Origin of the sequence: Ornithinimicrobium cryptoxanthini (assembly GCF_023923205.1) — a bacterium.
Taxonomy (GTDB): domain Bacteria; phylum Actinomycetota; class Actinomycetes; order Actinomycetales; family Dermatophilaceae; genus Ornithinicoccus; species Ornithinicoccus cryptoxanthini.
The window spans coordinates 3660626-3680239 of the sequence record NZ_CP099490.1 but is presented as its reverse complement, the minus strand read 5'-3'; the positions used below and the strand labels follow the sequence as shown (position 1 = coordinate 3680239).

The 19614-nt window shown below is 70.4% G+C and carries 18 protein-coding genes; 5 read left to right on the top strand and 13 right to left on the bottom strand.

Going from position 1 to position 19614, the window contains the following annotated elements:
- Positions 1–34: 34 nt before the first annotated feature.
- Together NF557_RS17660 and NF557_RS17050 are read right to left on the bottom strand one after the other, a co-directional pair.
- Complete coding sequence (locus NF557_RS17660; protein ID WP_280923974.1) at positions 35–1555, bottom strand: LuxR family transcriptional regulator; 1521 nt, start codon at positions 1553–1555, stop codon at positions 35–37.
- Between the two features lie 115 nt (positions 1556–1670).
- Positions 1671–2795: a flavin-containing monooxygenase gene (locus NF557_RS17050; RefSeq protein ID WP_252620966.1), complete on the bottom strand. Its 1125-nt coding sequence runs from the start codon at positions 2793–2795 to the stop codon at positions 1671–1673.
- Between the two features lie 458 nt (positions 2796–3253).
- Here NF557_RS17050 and NF557_RS17040 point away from each other — a divergent pair, with 458 nt between their 5' ends.
- Positions 3254–3493 carry a hexameric tyrosine-coordinated heme protein gene (locus NF557_RS17040; RefSeq protein WP_252620965.1) on the top strand — a complete coding sequence of 80 codons (240 nt, stop codon included), beginning with the start codon at positions 3254–3256 and terminating at the stop codon, positions 3491–3493.
- An 83-nt stretch (positions 3494–3576) separates the two neighbouring features.
- The gene (locus tag NF557_RS17035; protein WP_252620964.1) at positions 3577–5493 is read left to right on the top strand and encodes a heavy metal translocating P-type ATPase; all 1917 of its coding nucleotides are present in this window, start codon (positions 3577–3579) and stop codon (positions 5491–5493) included.
- 209 nt (positions 5494–5702) lie between these two features.
- Here the strand turns inward: NF557_RS17035 and NF557_RS17920 are convergent, their stop codons facing one another.
- A complete protein-coding gene (locus tag NF557_RS17920; protein WP_370584423.1) occupies positions 5703–5891 on the bottom strand; it encodes a hypothetical protein in 189 nt (62 codons plus the stop codon).
- A 30-nt stretch (positions 5892–5921) separates the two neighbouring features.
- On the opposite strand from NF557_RS17920, the gene NF557_RS17030 reads away from it, so the two are divergent.
- Positions 5922–7856, top strand: coding sequence for a heavy metal translocating P-type ATPase (locus tag NF557_RS17030; protein ID WP_370584422.1), 1935 nt, complete (start codon positions 5922–5924; stop codon positions 7854–7856).
- Positions 7857–7882: 26 nt separating this feature from the next.
- Here the strand turns inward: NF557_RS17030 and NF557_RS17025 are convergent, their stop codons facing one another.
- Entirely contained in the window at positions 7883–8437 is a 555-nt protein-coding gene (locus NF557_RS17025) for a GNAT family N-acetyltransferase (protein WP_252620962.1), read from the bottom strand.
- Between the two features lie 73 nt (positions 8438–8510).
- On the opposite strand from NF557_RS17025, the gene NF557_RS17020 reads away from it, so the two are divergent.
- A complete protein-coding gene (locus tag NF557_RS17020; RefSeq protein WP_252620961.1) occupies positions 8511–9542 on the top strand; it encodes an LLM class flavin-dependent oxidoreductase in 1032 nt (343 codons plus the stop codon).
- Between the two features lie 18 nt (positions 9543–9560).
- Here the strand turns inward: NF557_RS17020 and NF557_RS17015 are convergent, their stop codons facing one another.
- From NF557_RS17015 to NF557_RS16990, 6 genes are all read right to left on the bottom strand, one after another.
- Positions 9561–11438, bottom strand: a complete 1878-nt coding sequence (locus NF557_RS17015) for a DUF5671 domain-containing protein (RefSeq protein ID WP_252624265.1) — start codon at positions 11436–11438, stop codon at positions 9561–9563.
- A complete protein-coding gene (locus NF557_RS17010; protein ID WP_252620960.1) occupies positions 11438–11878 on the bottom strand; it encodes a hypothetical protein in 441 nt (146 codons plus the stop codon). The genes NF557_RS17015 and NF557_RS17010 overlap by 1 nt, the downstream gene beginning before the upstream one ends.
- A gap of 60 nt (positions 11879–11938) precedes the next feature.
- Positions 11939–13369 carry a vWA domain-containing protein gene (locus NF557_RS17005; protein WP_252620959.1) on the bottom strand — a complete coding sequence of 477 codons (1431 nt, stop codon included), beginning with the start codon at positions 13367–13369 and terminating at the stop codon, positions 11939–11941.
- Between the two features lie 116 nt (positions 13370–13485).
- Entirely contained in the window at positions 13486–14706 is a 1221-nt protein-coding gene (locus NF557_RS17000) for a serine/threonine-protein kinase (protein ID WP_252620958.1), read from the bottom strand.
- Positions 14703–15446, bottom strand: coding sequence for an RNA polymerase sigma factor (locus tag NF557_RS16995; protein ID WP_252620957.1), 744 nt, complete (start codon positions 15444–15446; stop codon positions 14703–14705). The genes NF557_RS17000 and NF557_RS16995 overlap by 4 nt, the downstream gene beginning before the upstream one ends.
- Positions 15447–15450: 4 nt before the next feature.
- Complete coding sequence (locus NF557_RS16990; protein ID WP_252620956.1) at positions 15451–15870, bottom strand: YccF domain-containing protein; 420 nt, start codon at positions 15868–15870, stop codon at positions 15451–15453.
- Positions 15871–16079: 209 nt separating this feature from the next.
- Between NF557_RS16990 and NF557_RS16985 the strand changes: the two genes are divergently transcribed.
- Positions 16080–16796, top strand: coding sequence for a helix-turn-helix transcriptional regulator (locus NF557_RS16985; protein WP_252620955.1), 717 nt, complete (start codon positions 16080–16082; stop codon positions 16794–16796).
- Positions 16797–16803: 7 nt separating this feature from the next.
- Here NF557_RS16985 and fdxA read toward each other — a convergent pair whose 3' ends face one another.
- From fdxA to NF557_RS16970, 3 genes are all read right to left on the bottom strand, one after another.
- Entirely contained in the window at positions 16804–17148 is a 345-nt protein-coding gene (gene fdxA / locus NF557_RS16980) for a ferredoxin (protein WP_252620954.1), read from the bottom strand.
- Positions 17149–17238: 90 nt separating this feature from the next.
- A complete protein-coding gene (locus NF557_RS16975) occupies positions 17239–18339 on the bottom strand; it encodes a DNA glycosylase AlkZ-like family protein (RefSeq protein ID WP_252620953.1) in 1101 nt (366 codons plus the stop codon).
- 27 nt (positions 18340–18366) lie between these two features.
- Positions 18367–19584: an amidohydrolase gene (locus tag NF557_RS16970; protein ID WP_252620952.1), complete on the bottom strand. Its 1218-nt coding sequence runs from the start codon at positions 19582–19584 to the stop codon at positions 18367–18369.
- Positions 19585–19614: the final 30 nt, after the last annotated feature.

Sequence of the window (19614 nt, the reverse complement as noted above, 5' to 3'; positions counted from 1 at the left end):
TGGTGTCCAGGGGGCTTCCGCTGTCCCAGACGGCTCAGGCGAGGCCGTGCGCGTGAGCGTAGGCCGCAGCGGCGGTGCGAGAGTCCACGCCCAGCTTGGTGTAGATGTTGCTCAGGTGCCGCGCCACCGTCTTCTCTGCCAGGACCAGGTCGGTGGCGATCACCCGGTTGCTGTGTCCGGCGGCGAGCAGGCGAAGGACCTCCAGCTCACGGTCGGTGAGGCCGGCCGGGCCCGCCCCGCCGGCGCTGACGAGCAGGGCGTCGAGGGCGACGACCGACGGCTCGGCACCGAGGGACTCGAAGGCCGCCCGGGTGGTCTCCAGCTCCCGGCGCGCCGACTCGTGGTCACCGAGGTCGGTGAGCGCCCGCCCGATCGCGACCCGCGACCGTGCCACCTCGAACGGGCTCCCGACACTGCTCCACAGCTGAGCCGCCTTGCGCGCATAGGGCAGCGCGCCGGCCGCATCACCCTGGGCGAGCTCGAGGGTGGCGTGCGCGAAGGCTGCCGCCGCCAGCACCGGGTCGCAGTCCGTCAGGCGCGCCAGGCCGTCCAGCTCCTCCGTCAGGGCCCGTGCCTCGTCCAGTGCCCCGGTGCTGGCCATGACCTCGATGGCTGCCGGCAGCAGGGAGATCCGACGGGCCGGGATCCCCGTCTCGGCCAGGCAGCGGCGGACTGCCGAGACCGCGGCCTCGGACCGGCCCTGCCCGAGCCACAGCTGAGCCAGTCCCGGCTGCGGGTCGCAGCCGTGGGTGGCCGCGTTGCGATAGGCCTCCTCGGCACCAGCCAGCTCACCTCGCAGCCGGAGCAGGTCCCCCCGCTCGCGCTCAGCGAAGCCGGCCGCCAGTGGTTGCCCCTGCCGGTCGTAGCGCAGCGTCGAGGCGGTGAACTCGGCGACCGCCTCCACCCACGACCCGCGCAGCGTGAGCACCTGCCCGTGGTGCAGCGCGCAGGGACCGGCGAACGCGCTGACCCAGGGCTGCCCCTCGCACCAGGTCAGCAGCCCCGAGGTCCACTGCGACATCCGGTCGACCGCGCCGATCTCCTGACAGCCCTCGATGGCGGTGCAGAAGACCAGCCCGGACGTGAACCCGTCCGGCTCGCCCGCCAGGACTCCGGCCATCGCCTCGTCCAGGAGCGTGAGTCCTTCGTGCACCGCGCCGCCATAGATGGCGAACCTGCCCTGCGACACGAGGCCGAGGGCGAGCAGGTTGGCCTCCCGGTGCGCGGCACCGATGGCCGAGACCTCCGTCGCGAGGGCACCGACCCGCTCGAACTCCCCGGCACCCAGGGAGCGGTGCAGCTCGAGGACGGCGACATAACCGCGACCGACCGGGCTCCCGTCCCGTGCGTTCGCGGGCAGCTCGGCGAGCACCCGCTGGGCCCGACCCAACCAACCGTTCAGCAGTGACTGCTGGTGGGTGGTGCCGAAGATCATCCCGAGGAGGAAGGCGGACCGCAGCGCGCCCTCGGGGGACCCGTCATCGAGGTGGTGCTGATAGGCCTGCTGCAGGGTGCGGACGGCCTGGTCATGGTCCCCGGCCAGGTGCGCCGCCATCCCGAGGGCGTTGAGGTCTGTTGCCCCAGGGCCCTCGTTAGGAGGTTGGTTGAGGTTCATCGGCGCAGTGCTCCTCTGGCGAGGCTACTCCCGACTGCGCTCGTGGCGCTCGGGGTCAGGCGGCTGCCGTCGTGATGACTGCCGCGGGTGCGACCTCGCCGCGCTCCAGGATCTTGCGGGCGACATAGGCGGCGTCGCGACCGACGCCCGGCAGGGTCATTGAGGCGAACGAGTGCTGGTAGGCCAGCCCGCAGAAGAACAGTCCGGGCACGTCCCGGGCGACGCCGCGGAACTCCCGTGGCCAGCCGGACTCGTCGAGCACCGGCAGGTCCAGCCAGGAGTAGTCGTGCTGGTAGCCGGTCGCCCAGACCACGTTGCTCGCCTCGATGGTCGAGCCGTCCTCGAGCAGCGGTAGGCCGTCTCGCACACCCGTGACCCGTGCCTCGGTGCGCACGACACCAGCCTGCGCCAGGTGGGCGCGCTTGACCCGGAGGTTCGGGGCGCCGTGGGCGAGCACCTGCGGCCGTTGCCGCCGGCCCATCGGCGTGTTCCTGGTGAAGACGTGCCGGAAGGCGAACTGCAGGACGGGCATCACGACGTGCAGCATCGGGCTGTCCCAGGACACCGGGATCTCGCCGCGGTCCCGCCCCGCCAGAGTGGTCGGGTGGGTGGCCGAGACCTCCAGGGCGATGTCGTGGCCGGAGTGGGAGGCACCGACCACCAGCGTGGGACCGTCGCGCAGCTGCCCCGGGCGGCGGTAGGCGCTGGAGTGCAGTTGCAGGATGGACTCGTCGAGGTCCGCGGCGAGGGCAGGCACCGACGGGGTCCGGCCGAACGGTCCGCTGGCGACCACGACGTCGCGGCACCGGATCGTCCCCCTGGTGGTGTCCACGGTGAAGCCGTTTTCGCGCGCCCCCAGGTGCGTGACGCGGGTGGCGAGCTCGACCGGGAGGCGGAACCTGGCGGCATACGCCTCGAGGTAGTCCGCGGTCTCGTCCTTGGTCGCGAAGTCCCACCCCCTGCCCGGGAACGGCATCCCGGGAAGGCCGTTGTATCTGTTGGCCGTGAACAACCTCAGCGAGTCGTACTGGTGTCGCCAGTTGTCGCCGACCCTCCTGCTGCTGTCCAGGACCAGACAGCCACCACCGTGGCGGGTGAGGTGGTAGGCCGTGGCCAGACCGGCCTGGCCGGCGCCGATGATGACGGTGTCGACGACGGGTGGTGGGGATGTGGTGGACATGATGAGCTCCGATGGACCGGGCCGGCGAACCGCAGGAACCAGACGAGCATCACGACGGATGTCGCCACGTGGAAGCAGTGCAGCACCCAGATCGGGCCCGCCGGCAGTGAGAAGACATAGAACGAGTGCACGGCGTTGCCGCCGTTGACCAGCACCAGGTGACCCAGGCTGTAGGACTCCAGATCCCGCGTCACGACGGCCTTGACGATCATCGGCAGCATGCTGCTGGCAAAGATGACCGTCGAGACGAGACCGGCGAGGAGGGCGAGACCAGACATGCCATCGACGTTAGGGACCAGCGGCAGAGTCCTCATCGGGCAAATGACCCAACCTGCTGCGGGTGCGTGGGCAGGACTACCCATCGGCCTCTGGACTAGTCACCAGCTCGGTGGCACGATGCGAGAACGGTTGGCCAGCTTCGCTGTCCAGCAACGGAGTCAACGAGAGAGTGAGAATCCGTGGAGCTCGTCCCAGGAAACAGCCTGATCACCGCGACGCCTCAGGAGGGCCGTGAGCTGGCGATGATGATCGCCCGCAAGACCATCGGCGCCATCCAGCCCGATGCCGAGGTCCGCCAGCTGCTGCGGCCGAGCTATGCCACGAGCGCCGACTCGCTCACGGCTGCTGGCCACGTGGTCGCGGTCGAGTTCGCGACGATCGCAGCCGCCAACAACTACTGGCGGGACGCCTCGGCCTGAGCCTGCCCCACGAGGTGCCAGGGGCCGCTGAGGGTAGCCTCCCCTCCCTGGAAAGCCCTGCGGAAAACCGGTAGCAATAGACTATGACCAAGGTCATCGGGTTTGTCCGCAGCTTCCCAGTCGTGAGCCTGACCCTCGCAATCGGCACCCTGGTGCTGGCCCTGCTGGGCCTCGGGCACAGCGGTCCCGCGCAGTGGATCGCGACCGGCTATGTCGCCGTCATCATCCTCATCACCTCGACCGACATGGTCAGGGACATCCTGCGCGGCCACTGGGGGCTGGACATCCTGGCCGTGATCGCCATGGTGGCCACCCTGGCGGTGGGGGAGTATGTCGCGTCGCTGATCATCGTGCTGATGCTCTCCGGCGGCGAGGCGTTGGAGGTGTATGCCGCAGGCCGGGCGCGCGCGGAGCTCACCTCACTGCTGGACCGGGCTCCTCGTCGGGCCCGTCGGGTCGGGGACGGCGACCGGATGGAGGACATCGACGTCGACGAGGTCGTGGTGGGCGACATCCTGCTGGTGCGGCCGGCCGAGGTGGTGCCGGTCGACGGGGACCTGCTGGATGCCGAGGCTGTCTTTGACGAGTCGTCGCTGACCGGTGAGAGCCTGCCGGTGGAGCGCGTGCGGGGTGACTCCCTGATGAGCGGTTCGGTCAACGGCCAGCGTGCGGTGCAGATGCGTGCGACCGCCACCGCGGCCGACTCGCAGTATCAACAGATCCTGACTCTCGTCGCCGAAGCTGAGGACGCCAAGGCCCCCACGGTCCGGGTCGCCGACCGCTTCGCGGTGCCGTTCACCATCGTCTCGCTGCTGATCGCGGGGATCGCCTGGTGGGTCTCCGGCGACCCGGTGCGCTTCGCCGAGGTCCTGGTCCTGGCGACCCCGTGCCCGCTGCTGATCGCTGCACCGGTCGCGTTCATGGGCGGGATGAGCCGTTCGGCCAGGTCCGGTGTCATCGTCAAGGGTGGTGCGACGCTCGAGTCGCTCGCGAGGGCCCGCACCGTCGCCTTCGACAAGACCGGCACGCTGAGCCACGGTCGTCCTGAGCTGGCGGAGGTTCGCCCTGCGAACGGTTTTGACGCCGACGAGGTGCTGCGCCTGGCCGCCTCCGCCGAGCAGTTCTCCTCACACGTGCTGGCTGCCGGCGTGATCCGGGCGGCACAACACCGGGGGCTGTCGCTGGCTGCCGGTGTCGACGCGAGCGAGGTGGCCACCCACGGCGTCGAGGCCAGGATCGGGCGGCACGCCGTGCGCGTCGGCAAGCTCGGCTTCGTCCAGGAAGTTGACCCGGCGGCGGACTTCGACGATCTCGAGGCGGGGCACACCGCGGTCGCGGTGGCGGTCGACGGCCGGTTCGCCGGCACCCTCGTGTTGCGAGACGCCCTGCGCGAGAACGCAGCTGCCACAGTGCGGGTGCTGCGCGAGGCCGGGATAGGACACGTCGCGATGCTCACCGGCGACAACGAGGCAACTGCTCGGTCGCTGGCCGGAGCGGCCGGCATCGACGAGGTGCACGCCAGCCTGCTCCCGCAGGACAAGGTGCGACTGGTGAGCGAGCTCGAGCCCCGGGTGGTCATGGTGGGCGATGGCGTCAATGACGCACCGGTGCTGGCGGCCGCCGACGTCGGCATCGCGATGGGTGCGCGAGGGTCAACGGCTGCCAGTGAGTCTGCCGACGTGGTGATCATGGCGGACGACATCGGCAAGGTCGCTCAGGCGCTGGAGATCGGCCGCGACACCTATCGAGTGGCGCTGACGGCCATCTGGATCGGGGTGGTGCTCAGCATCGGCCTGATGGTGGTCGCCGCGTTCGGCCACATCCCGGCCGTTGCCGGTGCGCTGACCCAGGAGCTGGTGGATCTTGCCACGATCCTCTATGCCCTGCGGGCGCTGCGCGGACGCACCAGCCATCCCGAGCTGGCGCTGCCCCGCGCTCTGCCCCCCGGTGGAGCTGCGTGGCAGGACCCGGCTCAGCGGGTCGGTGCAGCGTCTGGCTGAGTCTGTCGGTCCGTGGAGCGCGCCGCCACCACCGCAGCCACGCGTCAGGCGCTTCCGGTCTTGCAGTTCCGGTGCTAGAAGCCCGGTCCTGCAAGACCGAGAACGCATGACACTTGAGGCGTCGCTGTGCGGTTGCGGGAGAGCGCTGCTGCTGGTCGGCTCCGACGTGATCTGATACCCTAGGGGGGTATCTAGAGGAGAGGTCGATGTCACCACACCACGAGCACGCCGGTCACGGCCACCACGCCGGACACGGCGCACAGGTGGGTCTCGGTGATCACGGCGACCACGCTGACCACGGCAGCGATGGGGGTCACCACGACCACGCCGACCACGAGAGCGATGCCGGCCATGGTGGTCACCACGGCCACGAGGGTCATGGCGGCCACGAGGGTCACGTAGCCGTCTTCCGTCGCCTCTTCTGGATCATGCTGGTCCTGGCCGTGCCGACGGTGCTGCTCAGCCCGATGTTCGCCGACCTGCTCGGCTATGGGCTGCCGGACGTGCCCGGCATCACCTGGGTCGCGCCGGTGCTCGGCACGGTCATGTTCGCCTTGGGTGGGCAGCCCTTCCTCACCGGCGCCGTGGACGAGATCCGGTCTCGCAAGCCCGGCATGATGCTCCTGATCGGCATGGCCATCACGGTCGCCTTCGCGTCGTCCCTGGCGGCCAGTCTCGGCCTGATCTCCCACGAGCTCGAGTTCTGGTGGGAGCTCGCCCTGCTGATCGTCATCATGCTGCTCGGTCACTGGATCGAGATGCGGTCCCTCGCCCAGACCTCATCGGCCCTGGACTCGCTGGCCGCGCTGCTGCCGGACGAGGCCGAGCGCGTCGAGGGCGACTCCATCGTGACCGTCGCACCGACAGACCTGCGTGTGGGCGACGTGGTCATCGTGCGCCCGGGTGCACGCGTCCCGGCCGACGGCACCGTCGTCCAGGGAGCGGCGGCGGTGGACGAGTCGATGATCACCGGTGAGTCAAAGGCGGTGCGCCGCAGCGAGGGTGACCAAGTGGTCGCGGGCACCGTGGCCACCGACTCCGGTCTGCGGGTCGAGATCAGTGCGGTGGGTGACGACACCGCGCTCGCGGGGATTCAGCGGCTCGTGGAGCAGGCACAGGGCAGCTCGAGCCGGGCGCAGCGGCTGGCGGACAAGGCTGCGGGCTGGCTGTTCTGGTATGCCCTGGGCGCCGCCATCATCGCCGCGATTGTCTGGCTCGTCGTCGCCGACCCGGCCACCACTCTCGAGCGGGTGATCACGGTGCTGATCATCGCCTGTCCCCACGCACTGGGCCTGGCGATCCCGCTGGTCGTGTCCATCACCACCGAGCGCGCGGCCCGCGGTGGCGTGCTCATCAAGGACCGGCTGGCCCTGGAGCGGACCCGCTCGGTCGACACCGTCCTCTTCGACAAGACCGGCACCCTCACCCGCGGCGAACCCGCCGTCGGCCACGTGGTCGGCGCTGCCGGTCTCAACGAGTCGCAGGTGCTGGCACTCGCTGCCGCCGCAGAGCTGGACAGCGAGCACCCGCTGGCGCGTGCCATCGTGCGGGCGGCCACCGAGCGGGAGCTGGAGATCCCTGCCGCCACCGGCTTCAGCGCCTCGCCCGCCGTCGGCGTGACCGCGACGATCGACGGCTCGACCGTGCGTGTCGGCGGGCCCTATCTGCTGGAGGAGGAGGGGCTCGACCCGCTCGAGGCCGGCGGCTCGTGGGCTGAGGACGGCGCCACCGTGCTGCACGTCGTGCGCGACGGCGCCGTGATCGGTGCCCTGTCGGTCTCGGACGAGATCCGACCCGAGTCCCGAGAGGCGGTCGACGCGCTGCACAGCCTCGGCATCCAGGTCGTCATGATCACGGGCGATGCCGAGCCGGTCGCCCGTGCGGTCGCAGCCGACCTCGGGATCGACGAGGTCTTTGCGGGCGTCCGCCCGGAGCACAAGGCCGACAAGGTCGCCGAGCTCCAGGAGCGTGGACGCACCGTCGCGATGGTCGGCGACGGCGTCAACGACGCTCCCGCCCTGGCGCGTGCCGATGTCGGCATCGCCATCGGCGCCGGCACCGACGTGGCGATCGCCTCGGCCGGGGTCATCCTGGCCAGCGACGACCCGCGCTCGGTGCTCTCGATCATCCAGCTGTCTCGCGCCGCCTATCGCAAGATGCAGCAGAACCTGTGGTGGGCCGCTGGCTACAACCTCGTCGCGGTGCCGCTGGCCGCAGGTGTCCTGGCCCCGGTCGGCTTCGTGATGCCGATGGCAGTCGGCGCCATCCTGATGTCGCTGTCCACGGTGATCGTCGCGCTCAACGCCCAGCTGTTGCGACGTCTGGACCTCAGCCCCGAGGCGAGCATCGCGGCGTTGCGGTGAGGTCGGCGTTGCGGTGAGGTCGGCGCTCAGGTGAGGTCGCGCCGCATCACGATCCGCGGCATCCGGCTGGCGACCGCATCGGTCGTGCCGACCTGGCGGAAACCGACCCGGGCGAACATCGTCTTGGTCCCGACGAAAGCCATGGTGAGATCCATCCGTCCTTCTGGGTCCACCGGATAGGCCTCGATGGCCGGCGCACCCAGCCCCGCGGCATACGCCACCGCACCCTCGAGCATCTGCTCGGTGACGCCCTGCCGGCGGTGGCCGCTGCGCACCACGACGCAGATAATGCTCCACACCGGGACCTCGTCCACCGGCCGGATCAGTTTCGAGGAGACCAGACGAGGGATCTCGGCTCGGGGGCTGATGCTGCACCACCCGACCGGTTCGCCGTCGCGATAGGTCACGACCCCCGGTGGGTGCTCACGCCGCGTCAGCGCTCGCATCGCCTCCGCCCGGGAGCCACCTCCCAGCTCCTCGATCTCCCGCGCCGGCAACCTGTGCGACAGGCACCAGCAGTGCGTCTCGCGCCGGGTCGGGTTGAGCACCGTCGCAAGGTCGTCGAACCGGTCGGGTGTCACTGGATGCGTCTCCCACTCGTTCACCTCCTCAGCCAACCACGCAGCACCGACACCGACCTCCTACGATGGCGAGATGACCATCGAACTTGGCCTCGACACGTTCGGCGACATCGCGCTCGACCTCAAGGGACAGCCGCTGGCGGCCGCGACCGTGATCCGCGAGGTGCTGGCGGAGGGGCAGCTCGCCGACCGGCTCGGGGTGGACTTCTTCGGCGTCGGTGAGCACCACCGCCCCGACTATGCGATCTCCGCGCCCGACACCGTGCTGGCCGGGCTGGCGACCACGACGGAGCGGATCCTGCTGGGGACGTCGGTCACGGTGCTCAGCTCGGACGACCCCATCCGCGTCTTCGAGCGCTTCTCGACCGTCGACGCCCTGAGCAACGGTCGCGCCGAGATCACCGTGGGTCGCGGCTCGTTCATCGAGTCCTTCCCGCTCTTCGGGCTCGACCTCGAGGACTACGAGGTGCTCTTCAGCGAGAAGCTCGACCTGCTGGCAGAGGTCCTCAAGGAGGCGCCGTTCAGCTGGACCGGCACCGTGCGCAAGCCAGTCCAGGCGGGTCCGGTCATGCCACCGACCGAGTCCGGGCACCTGCGCACCTGGGTCGGTGTCGGCGGGACTCCCGCGTCCGTGGTGCGCGCCGCGAAATATGGTCTGCCGGTCGTCATCGCCATCATCGGGGGCACCAGCGCCGCCTTCGAGCCGTTGGCCGACCTCTATCGCCGGGCCTGTGCCGAGTTCGGCCATGAGGGTCTGCCGGTCGGCGTCCACTCGCCGGGGCACGTCGCGGCCACCGACGAGCAGGCCGCGCAGGAATACCTCCCCCACTTCCTTGAGCAGATGCGCAAGCTCGGGTCCGAGCGTGGCTGGCCCCCCATGACGGAGGCCGCTGCCCGCCAGCAGTTCGGGCCGGAGGGCGCGGTCTACTGTGGCTCGCCCGAGACCGTGGCGCGCAAGGTCGCGGCGACGGTGCAGACCCTCGGCGCGTCGCGCTTCCAGTTCAAATACTCCAACGGCCGGTTGCCGCACGAGCAGCGGATGAGCTCGATCAGGCTGTATGCCGAGGAGGTCGCCCCTCGCGTGCGGGAGCTGCTGGCGCAGTGAGTATGCCGTGGGGCTGGCTCACCGAGCCGGTGCCGAGACCTGTGCCGGGGCGCCCGTTGGTGGCTCGAGCGGTGCGAGCGGGATGACCTGAAGACCGTCCGGGCCGGAGAGCACGAGGAGCTCCGAGGACTGGTCCGGGTCGGAGCTGGCCCGCGCGGCCGCGATGGCTGCGACAACTTCCTCGATCGACCAGGGGGTGACGTCGTCACCGAGACGTCGTCGCAGCTCGACCGACCCGCCGACGCGATCTGCCACCTCTCGAGCGATGGCCGGATCGGCAGGGCCGACGAGGAGCACGTGCCCAGGGACCTCAACCCGTGGCCCTCGCGACACGGGGGCGCCTGGCTGCGCGGGGGTCGCTGGCTGAGCGGCCGAGCCGGTGCCCAGGGATGCCGCGAGAGCCTCCGCGGAGGCCCGGTCGCCGCGGAAGACGGTCCAGTGATAGGCCGACACGATGCCGGCACTCACCAGGATGCCGAGCGCGAAGCGCGTGCCCCGCAGCGTCTCGGCGGAGAAGCCGTTGGCGAGCACGTCCTCCAGCAGCAGATAGACGCCGGTGAGCAGCGCGATGACGGCCACCACGCCGATGACGCCGAAGAGCAGGACCAGATAGATGCGCCGGGTCGGGGACGTCAACTCCTCGACGGGGTCGGCGACGGCAGCCCGCTGGGCGAGCCTCCAGTGCCACCACCACACCGGGACGCCGACGCCGAGCAGGGTGATGGCCGCGAGCAGGCTGTTGACGGTGCTGACACCAACGAGGATGTCGCGGTCGCCGGCCAGCGCCTCGACGATCGCCACGATCACCATCGTCAGTCCGGAGGCGGCAGCGACCAGACCGATGCCGGCCATCAGGTATTCGTAGACACGACGGACCTCGGTGCGCTCGTGCCGACGACCGGCACCCAGCACGGCCTGGTGGTGCCACCAGACCAGGATGCCGACGACAGCGGTGCCGACCAGGCCCGGCAGCCCCGAGAAGTGCTGCTCGGCAGTGGCACCGCGGGTGTCGCCGATCAGCCACACGAGCACGTCGAAGCCCAGATAGGTCAGCGCGGCCAGCGCCGCCACCAGTCCGGCGCCCACACCGGCCAGCAGCACATAGCCCAGCCAACTGGTGTCGCGGCTGCTCGGCGCCAGGTTGCTCAGCCAGTAGTAGGACCACACGACGGCACCGATCAGGAGCAGCACCCCGGCCTCGAGCAGCCCGTCGGTGCTGGTGCCGACGACGATCGTCTCCCCACCCAGGTCGAAGAGCTGTCGGAGTGCCTCGGCCGTGAGCCGGACCAGCGCGACCGCTGCGGTGCCCAGCCCGATCAAGGATCCGAGCAGGTCGACCAGGCGGAGCCGCCGGTCCGGTGTCGTGCGGGTGGCCAGACTCTGGTGGAGGGCCCACACCAGGGTCCACACCAGCGCGGTCGCGACCGAGCCGCCGCTCAGCGGACCGCTCCCGGTCAATGAGGTCAGAGCCCCATAGAGACCGGTCATAGCCGTGAGGAGCGAGATGATCGTGGCGAGAGTCAGGTATGCCGTCCAGCCCAGAGAGCGGACCTCGCGCGGGTCTGCGCTCAGCCGGGTGAGCGTCCACCGGCCCAGGGCCAGGAAGAGGGGCAGCCCGATGAAGGTGAACGTCAGGTCACGGGCGAGGGTGGCGTCGCTGCGGGTCAGCGTCTCCCCGGTCTCGAACAGGGGGGTCAGCAGACCGGTGAGACCCATGGCGGCGACGATGAGCAGACCCAGCAGGACGGCATACTGGAAGAGCCGCCGCACGGTCTGGCCCCTGTCCTCAGGCTGGCCCGGGTCGTCCTCCTGGTGTCGGCGCACCGCCGCGACGATCGCCACCACGGCTCCGACGGGGATCGCCAGGACGAGCAGGACCGCGAGCAGACTGAGCATCACGGCGTCCCCTCACAGCCGTAGTAGGGCCACACCATGGTGCTGATGACCCAGGCATCACCGGACCGCTCCAGGGGGAAGGTGATCGGGTCGGACCAGCCGTCGCCGCCGAAGAGGCCGCCCCCAAAGACGAGGTCGACGTGGATCTGGGCGGAGTTCTCGCGCACCGAGCTCTCGGTGACCACCACCCGGTCCGGCTCTGCAGGGTGGCCGTGGACGAAGTCGTCGACGGTGCACCCGACATCCGGCCCGAGCTGGGCCACCGCGGTCTGCGCGTCCTGGTCCAGCACCGCCTGCAGATAGGTCTGGACGGTGGACTCGGGCGTGTCAGGCGCAAACGTGCGCGGTTCCTGCTGGGTCGAGATGACTCCGGCGACCACCGCGAGCAGGACCAGCAGACCCACGGCGATCCCGAGCACCCGGTTGGCCCTGGTGTTCATGGGCCTAATCCTGCCTCTAGACGACGACCGGGTCAGGGACCTGGGCCGGCCTCGTCGCCGCTAGTTGCTGATCTTCTTGTCGTAGAACTCCGACCACTTGCTGTTGCCCTTGTCGTAGGCCTGCCTCCAGGCGTCGTTCTTGAGGGCGTAGGCCTGCGACCAGTTGTCGGTCTTGAGCTCGTAGGCATAGCTCCACATGTCACCCTTGCGCTCGTAGAAATAGCTCCAGACCTCGTTCTTGAGTGCGTAGTCCAGGTGCCCTGCGGTGTCGAGCGCCTCGGCGACGGCCATGGCGTGCTGCCCCTCGGTCTCGGCCGCGGTCATCAGCCGCTGGCCGACCTCCTCGGCGTCTGCCATCTGCTCGGCACCCTCCGATTCGATCCGCGAGAGCTCGGTGGCCTTCCACTCCTCCCACGCCTGCATCATCCGGGTGTGCTCGCCGTCCCAGTAGTCCTCCAGGTCCTCCTGGCTGTCGGCGCGGGTGTAGTCCCCACCGCCGGCGTCGGCGATCGCCCTCAGCGCCTCCTGGTCGGCGTCGCCGGCCTGGAAGCCGATGACGTTGACGATCGGCTGGATGCCGGACTCGGCCAGGCCCTCGGCCGCGGCCACCGGGTCGCCGCCACAGGTCTCGATGCCGTCGGTGACGACATACACGATGCCGTCGGTGGCGTCCGGCGGGAGGTCGTCGGCGGCTGCGGTGATCGCGTCCGCGAGCGGGGTCCAGCCGGTCGGCTCGACGTCGTCGAGGGCGGCGCTGAAGCCGTCTTCGTCGACCGGTCCCGAGAAGACCTCCGCGGTCGATCCGCACGACTCCGCCTTGCCGGCATCGGTGTTGTCGCCCTCGTGGCCGTAGACGCGCAGCGACACCGTGGAGTTTGCCGGCAGCGTGCCGACGAAGGCGCCCAGCGCCTCCTTGGCCTCCGCCATCCGGGTGCCCGAGTCGGACGCGTCGCCCATCGACCCGCTCGCGTCCAGGACCAGCGCGAAGTGGTTGGTGCCGACCGTCGCCTCGTCCGGGGCGCGCTCGCCCTCGGTGGGCTCGGCCACCGACTCACCCAGACTCGCGTCAAAGGTGATGGCAGTGGTCACGTCGTCGAAGTAGTCGCCCTGGAGCTGGGACTGGATGGCCTCCTGCCACTGCGCCGCGCTCTGCGGCCGCATCGCCACGACGGCGTCGATGACTTTGGCCTCGTCGTAGGCGTCGCCGGCGAACGGGCCGGGCTCGAAGAAGAACTCCCGCTCGACGGCGGTCAGCTCGCGGGGGGCGTCCGGCCACTCGATCGGGACCAGCTCGCCGAGCTCGGTGGGTGCGCCGGTGTGGTCTGCGGCGTCCGTGGTGAGGGCTGCCGTGTCGGAAGATGCGTCCGGTTGCTCCGTGGACGGGACCGGGTCTGCCGACTCGAACGTCGCGCGGTCCTGCCCGCAGCCGGTCAGGACCAGAGCCCCCGCCAGCGCGATCGGGACCATCCCCCGGGTCAGTGTGCGTCGCATGTGTCTCTCCTCAGTGTGATCGCCTCGGTGTGCTTCCCCTGTGAGTCGGACGCCGGGCCCGATTGGTTGCACGCGATCCCAGACTTCTGTTCGTGACCGGTGGTGCAGGTCGTCCTCTAGTCGGTGACCGTGATCTCGTGGGCCGTCTCGAGCTCCGTGCCCGCGGCGTCCTTGCCGCGCAGCACCACCTCGTTGGTGCCCGTGGACACCGCGCTCACCGAGACGCTGGCCTGGTCCACGACATAGCGGCCGCTCGGCAGGACCCACACCCAGCTGTCCAGCCCCGTGACCACGGCGTCGAAGGTCGTGTGCTCTCCCACGCGCACCTGCGTCGGCCCCTCGATGGCCACCGTGGCCAGGTCAGTCTCTGCTGGCGTGCCCGACCACCAACGACCAGCAAGTATGCCGCCCAACAGGCCGAGCGCCAAAGTCGCCACCAGCGCCATGACGAGCACGCCGCGGGGTCTGCGGGGTGGCGGGGTCGCGGCCGTGACGCTGGACTGTGGTGGGCGCGGTGCGAGGGCGCCTTCGATGTCCGCCAGCCAGGACGCCACGTCAGGATGGCGCGCGTCGGGGTCGGTGGCCTGGCCGCGGCGCAGGGCCGCGGCCAGCTCGTGGGGCAGGTCGGCGCCCTCGCAGAGCCACGCCAACAACGCCGACAACGCCCAGATGTCGGCTCGGGTGTCGACGATGCCAGGCCCGCCGGTCTGCTCCGGTGGCCGGAAGCCGGAGGTCCCCGCGGCCACGGTCAGCCCGGAGTTCAGGGCCAGGTCCTTGCACATGCCGAGGTCGGCGACCACGAGGCGCTCGTCGGCGCGCACCACTGACGCACCAGCCGCCGCACCAGCTGCTGTGTCGTCGGCCAGCGCGGAGTCCCGCACGAGCCATCGCCCCGGCGCGGTCGTGAGCAGGACGTTGCCGGGACTCAGGTCCCGGTGCACCAGCTGCGCGTCGTGCACGGCCTCGATAGCAGCTGCCAGTCCGCGGGCCGTGACCAGCACGTCTGCGGCAGAGGCGGTCCACCCCTCGCGGCGCAGGGTGGCGACTCGATCCGCGAGGGTGCCGCGGTCGGCGTGCTCCAGCACGAGATAGGGCTGCTGTCGCTCGCTCTCACCGATGTCGTGCACGGTCAGGACGTGCGGACTCTTGACCCGTCGCAGGCTGCGGCCCTCGGCGATGAAGCGCTCGCGCACCTCCGGGTTGAGACTGTGGTTCTCGGCGAGGACCTTCAGCGCGACGGTGTCCTCGAGCCAGCCGTCCGTGGCGCGATGCACCGTGGCGAACGAGCCGACGCCGATGACGTCCTCGAGGCGATAGCGCCCCAGTCGCCCAGTCATGAGGCTGCACCTGACGGGTCGGCGGTGGAGGCTGAGGAGTCCGCGGGGGTGCTGGCTGAGTTCAGGGTGCTGGGTGAGTTCCTCGTGTCGCGGGGTGAGGTCCCGGCCGCGCCCGCCTGCCCGGGGCGGAGGTCGCGCAGAGACACGGCGACCAGGGCGCGCCCGCGCGAGACCTGCGACTTCACCGTCCCCAGGCTCCGGTCCAGCCGTTCGGCGATCTCGACATAGGGCCGGCCCTCCAGGTCCCGCATCGTCACCGGCTGGCGATAGAGCTCGGGCAGCGCGGCGAGCGCGTCCTGCACGGTGGCTCGCGTGGCGATCAGCGAGCTGATCCGCTGGCCGGGTCCGAGGTCGTCCTCCGGGAGGGGAGCGGTCGCGCGTTGCCGGCGCAGGTGGTCCACGACCCGGTTGCGCACGATCCGGTGCACCCAGCTGGTGACCTTTGCGGTGCCCCTGAAACTGCTGATGCCGGTTGCGACCGAGATCAGGCTGTCCTGCACCACGTCGTCGATGGCACTCTCATCGAAGAGCGCACCGCGCGCAAACCGGTGGAGGATCCCGGACTCGTCCAACCGCTCGACGAGCAGCGTGGTCCCCAGCTCAGACCCGTTCGCGGCGGCCAGCGCCAGCTCCTGGAGCGAGTCGTCGTCGGTGGCGGGGATCTCTCGCAGGAGACTTCGGGCAGCGGTGCCGTCGCTGGCGTGCAGGGCCCGCACGAGTTCCTTCAGATGCTCAGACATGGCATCAGTGGGTGCGCCCCGGCGCAGCGGCGAACGGGTCCTGCCCGGCGTCCTGGACCGGGACGATGTGCTGGCCGAGCGGCAGCAGCGCCAGCGGCACCATCTTCCAGCAGGCGATGCCGAAGGGGATGCCGATGATCGTGATGCAGAGCAGCAGTCCGGCGATCAGGTGCGCGATCGCCAGCTCCCACCCGAGCACCAGGATCCACAGCACGTTGCCGATGATCGACCACACGCCGGCGTCGCGCCGGAACTCGGTGCGCCGACCGAACGGCCAGAGCACATAGTTGGCCAGCCGGAACGAGGCGATCCCGAACGGGATGGTGATGATCAGCACGAAGGCGATCAGGCCTGCCAGGGCATAGAGCAGCGCAAGCCACCAGCCGGCCAGCACCAACCACAGGAGGTTCCCCAGAGTCCGCATGGGTCCACGGTAGCCACCGTGGCGCGATGTCGAGAACGCGCGGACCACCCAACGCCCAGTTGTGCCGTCCAGTTGCACGCATCCTTCACGTGCTGTGCCGGATGAACGTGAAGGATGCATGCAGTTGGTCCTGTCGCTGCGCCGGTTCAATCCCGACCCGCCGCAGCCGCCCCGGAGAGGGGGGCGTTTCCACCGCGTATCCTGTGGAAATGACGATGTCGAGGGTGTCGGCCCGGGAACCGGGTGAGTCCGCTGCGCGACGTGCGGGGGAGCGCCGTGCGGACCTGTTGGCGGCGATCACCGCGGCACCGCGAGGGCTGGGCATCCGGGCGCTGGCAGAGGCCACTGGCATCCACGAGAACACTGTGCGGTTCCACCTCGGTCGTCTGCTCGACGACGGGCTGGTGGAGCGTCAGCGCGGCGTGTCGTCGGGCCCGGGCCGCCCGCCGCTGACCTTCGTCGCGAGGCGTGACCGAGAAGGCGCCGGGCGGGACAACTACGAGCTGATCGCCGCGGTGCTGACCGACCTGGTGGACAGCACGAGCGCGGAGCCAGGGGTGGTCGCCCAGGAGGCGGGGCGGGTCTGGGCTCGCAGGCAGGCTGCTTCACGCAGCGACGTGCAGGGTCAGGGCGCCGACGCCCCGTCAGGCTGGGACGCCGCGCTGGACGAGCTGACGCGGGTGCTCGATGACGCCGGGTTCGCTCCCGAGCTCCAGTCAGCTCCGGATGGCGCCACTGTGCGGGTCCACAACTGTCCGTTCCTGTCGATCGCCCGTTCCGACCAGGCTGTGCCGTGCGGTGTACACCTGGGGCTGATGGAAGGTGTCCTGGAGGCGGCGGGGGCCCCGGGAACCGTGGACCAGCTCGTGCCGTTCGTCACGCCCACGCTCTGTGTCGCGCACCTCTCAGCGCAGGACGTCACCTAGGTCTGGCTCACTCACCTTGTGGCGGGTTCGCGGCCACGAGTGGGGTGTCGGCCCCGAGGGCGCCCATCTTGGCGGCACCACCCGGCGAGCCGAGGGGCTCATCGCGCCCGGGCAGGGTGTCGAAGAAGAAGTCCGCGTTGTCCTGCAGATAGGGAATGTGCTCGGTGGCCAGGTCGTCCTCGTAGTAGATCGCCTCGACCGGGCACACCGGCTCGCAGGCACCGCAGTCGACGCACTCGTCCGGGTGGATATAGAGGGCGCGCTCGCCCTCATAGATGCAGTCGACCGGGCACTCGTCGACGCAGGCCCGGTCGACGATGTCGATGCACGGCTGGGCGATCACATAAGTCACGACATACCTCCTTCGGGGACTCCCTCCAGTATTCACGATGCATCTCGTGGAAACAAGGGTGGCGCCGGTCAGGACGGAGGGTGGCGCCGGTCAGGCCGGACGGTGCAGCCGAAGGCCCAGCCAGTGCGCCATAGCCCGGACCTCGTGGTCGACCTCGGCCTGGGCGGTGCGGGTCATGCCGACGTCGTCATGCACGGCGTCGACGCGCAGCAGCCCCGCCACGGGGTCGGCGGTGGCGTCGACCTTGCCGACCAGCTGGTCACCGCGCAGGACCGGCAGCGCGAAGTAGCCCCAGCGCCGCTTGGCCGCAGGCTTGTACATCTCCAGCTGGTAGTCGAACTCGAAGAGCTCCACCATGCGCTTGCGGTCAAAGACCAGCCGATCCAGCGGCGACAGGATCGCGGTCCGGCCGGAGAAGGGCGCCCCAAGCTGAGCGGGGTCGACCCGCCACGTGCCCCGGACCCCGTCGACCACAGCCTCCTCGCCGACCTCGCCCACGTCGTTGGGCTCACCCGGCACCTGGGTGCTGCGTGCCCGGGCGATGCCCAGCGCGCGCAGCCGTCGCTCGCGGCGCGTCCTGATGGCAGCGTGGGTCGGCACGGTCGGCCCGTCGGGATAGACCCGCTCGGCCAGGTCCCACAACCGCTCGCGACCCTCGCGCCCCGCGAGCGCGACCTCGCCACGAGCCTCCATCAGCTCGACGAGCATCCGCACGCTGCGGTTGTTGTTCCACCCGCTCGAGCGCCAGGGCCGCACGCAGGTGTCCGGCAGCGCGGCCGCCGGCAGCGGACCGTCGGCACGCAGCATCTCGAGGATGTCGGTGCGGCAGATCTCGTTGTCGTCGACCCACTCGGCCACGTCCTGGCGCCACCCCTCGACCTCACCAGGCCCCGGCCACCGGACCATCTGGTCCCGGAACAGCGCCAGGTCCTCGCTCGGGCGCAGGAACCCCTGGAACTCGATGAGGCTCTGGTCCGCCACCACGTCGTCAAGGTCGTCGGGGGAGTAGGCCGACCCGAGCCTGCTCCAGAACACCAGGTCGGCGCTGGGCGCGACCGCGGCGGTCAGGTCGACCTGCACGACGGAGAGCTGGCGCGCCACCGCCAGCAGGTCGGTCGGGCGCGGGGAGGCCAGCAGCTGAGCCCGCACCGCGATGCGGCGCGCGTCCCGCCGAGTCAGTGAGTGGACCATGCGCCGACGCTACGCCCGTCGCCGTGGTCAACCCAGCCTGCTGCGCAGCACCTCGTATGCCGCCACGACGGCAGTAGTCAGCGTGGGCTCGAGCACGGGCGCGAAGAACGGCGAGTGGTTGGCCGGCGTGGGAGCATCGGCGTCGATGACCTCCTGAGGGGTCCCGCCGAAGAACCAGTAGACGCCGGGCACGCCGATGGCGTCGGGCAGGGCACCGAAGTCCTCGCTGCCCATCTGCGGCGGGCGCGAGCTGACCCGCTCGGCCCCGAGGGCGCCGGTGAGCACCTCGGTGACCCGGGCCGTCTCCTGCGGGTCGTTGTGCACGAGCGGGAAGGTGTAGAGCTCGCGGACCTGTGGCTCCGGTGCGCCCGACGCCATCGCCTCGGCCGCGATGATCCGGCGGATCCCGGCCAGCACAAACTCGCGGACGCCCTGGTCGAGGGAGCGGACGTTGATCGTGAAGACCGCCTCGGCGGGGATGATGTTCTCCTTCAGCCCGGCGTGGAAGGTGGCGACCGTCACGACTGCTGCGTCCTGGGCGGCGACCTCGCGGGACACCAGGCTCTGCAGCCGCACGACCATGTGGGCCGCGAGCACGACCGGGTCGATGGCGTCCTCGGGCCGGGAACCGTGACCTCCCTCGCCGCGCACCAGCACCTCCAGCGAGTCAGCCATCGCCAGGGCCGGACCGGTCGACAGGTGCACCGTCCCGGCCAGGTCGTTGGACAGGTGCTGGGCATACATCACCTCCGGTCGTGGCGTCTTGTCCCACAACCCGTCCGCGAGCATGGCCGCAGCCCCGGCGGCAGTCTCCTCGCCGGGCTGGAAGACGAGGACGACTGTCCCTGACCAGTCGTCCCGCGACTCCGCGAGCAGGGTCGCGGCGCCGACGGCCGCGGTGATGTGCGTGTCGTGACCGCAGGCATGCATCACCGGCACGTCGCTGCCGTCCGGCAGGGTGCCGCGCACCGTCGACGCGTAGTCCAGCCCGGTGTCCTCGGCGACGGGCAGGGCATCCGTGTCGGCGCGCAGTCCCACGACCGGCCCGTCCCCGTTCGACAGCACCGCCACCACCCCGGTGCCACCGCAGCGTGACGTGGCATAGCCGAGCGCGGCCATCCGCTCCTCGATCAGGGCGGCCGTGGCCGTCTCCTGCATGGACAGCTCCGGGTGCGCGTGCAGGTGCCGATAGAGCTCGTGGAGGTCTGCGGTCAGGGACTCGGAGAGTGCTTTCACACACGGCATACTCGCAGAACCTCGGGCGAGTATGGAGAA

Excerpts from the sequence above, each read along its gene's own strand:
- NF557_RS17660 (WP_280923974.1), bottom strand. The coding sequence starts at position 1,555 with ATGGCGGCGCACCTGGCCGGGGACCATGACCAGGCCGTCCGCACCCTG.
- NF557_RS17050 (WP_252620966.1), bottom strand. The coding sequence starts at position 2,795 with ATGTCCACCACATCCCCACCACCCGTCGTCGACACCGTCATCATCGGC.
- NF557_RS17035 (WP_252620964.1), top strand. The coding sequence starts at position 3,577 with ATGACCAAGGTCATCGGGTTTGTCCGCAGCTTCCCAGTCGTGAGCCTG.
- NF557_RS17030 (WP_370584422.1), top strand. The coding sequence starts at position 5,922 with ATGCTGGTCCTGGCCGTGCCGACGGTGCTGCTCAGCCCGATGTTCGCC.
- NF557_RS17020 (WP_252620961.1), top strand. The coding sequence starts at position 8,511 with ATGACCATCGAACTTGGCCTCGACACGTTCGGCGACATCGCGCTCGAC.
- NF557_RS17015 (WP_252624265.1), bottom strand. The coding sequence starts at position 11,438 with ATGCTCAGTCTGCTCGCGGTCCTGCTCGTCCTGGCGATCCCCGTCGGA.
- NF557_RS17010 (WP_252620960.1), bottom strand. The coding sequence starts at position 11,878 with ATGAACACCAGGGCCAACCGGGTGCTCGGGATCGCCGTGGGTCTGCTG.
- NF557_RS17005 (WP_252620959.1), bottom strand. The coding sequence starts at position 13,369 with ATGCGACGCACACTGACCCGGGGGATGGTCCCGATCGCGCTGGCGGGG.
- NF557_RS17000 (WP_252620958.1), bottom strand. The coding sequence starts at position 14,706 with ATGACTGGGCGACTGGGGCGCTATCGCCTCGAGGACGTCATCGGCGTC.
- NF557_RS16995 (WP_252620957.1), bottom strand. The coding sequence starts at position 15,446 with ATGTCTGAGCATCTGAAGGAACTCGTGCGGGCCCTGCACGCCAGCGAC.
- NF557_RS16990 (WP_252620956.1), bottom strand. The coding sequence starts at position 15,870 with ATGCGGACTCTGGGGAACCTCCTGTGGTTGGTGCTGGCCGGCTGGTGG.
- NF557_RS16985 (WP_252620955.1), top strand. The coding sequence starts at position 16,080 with ATGACGATGTCGAGGGTGTCGGCCCGGGAACCGGGTGAGTCCGCTGCG.
- NF557_RS16975 (WP_252620953.1), bottom strand. The coding sequence starts at position 18,339 with ATGGTCCACTCACTGACTCGGCGGGACGCGCGCCGCATCGCGGTGCGG.
- NF557_RS16970 (WP_252620952.1), bottom strand. The coding sequence starts at position 19,584 with ATGCCGTGTGTGAAAGCACTCTCCGAGTCCCTGACCGCAGACCTCCAC.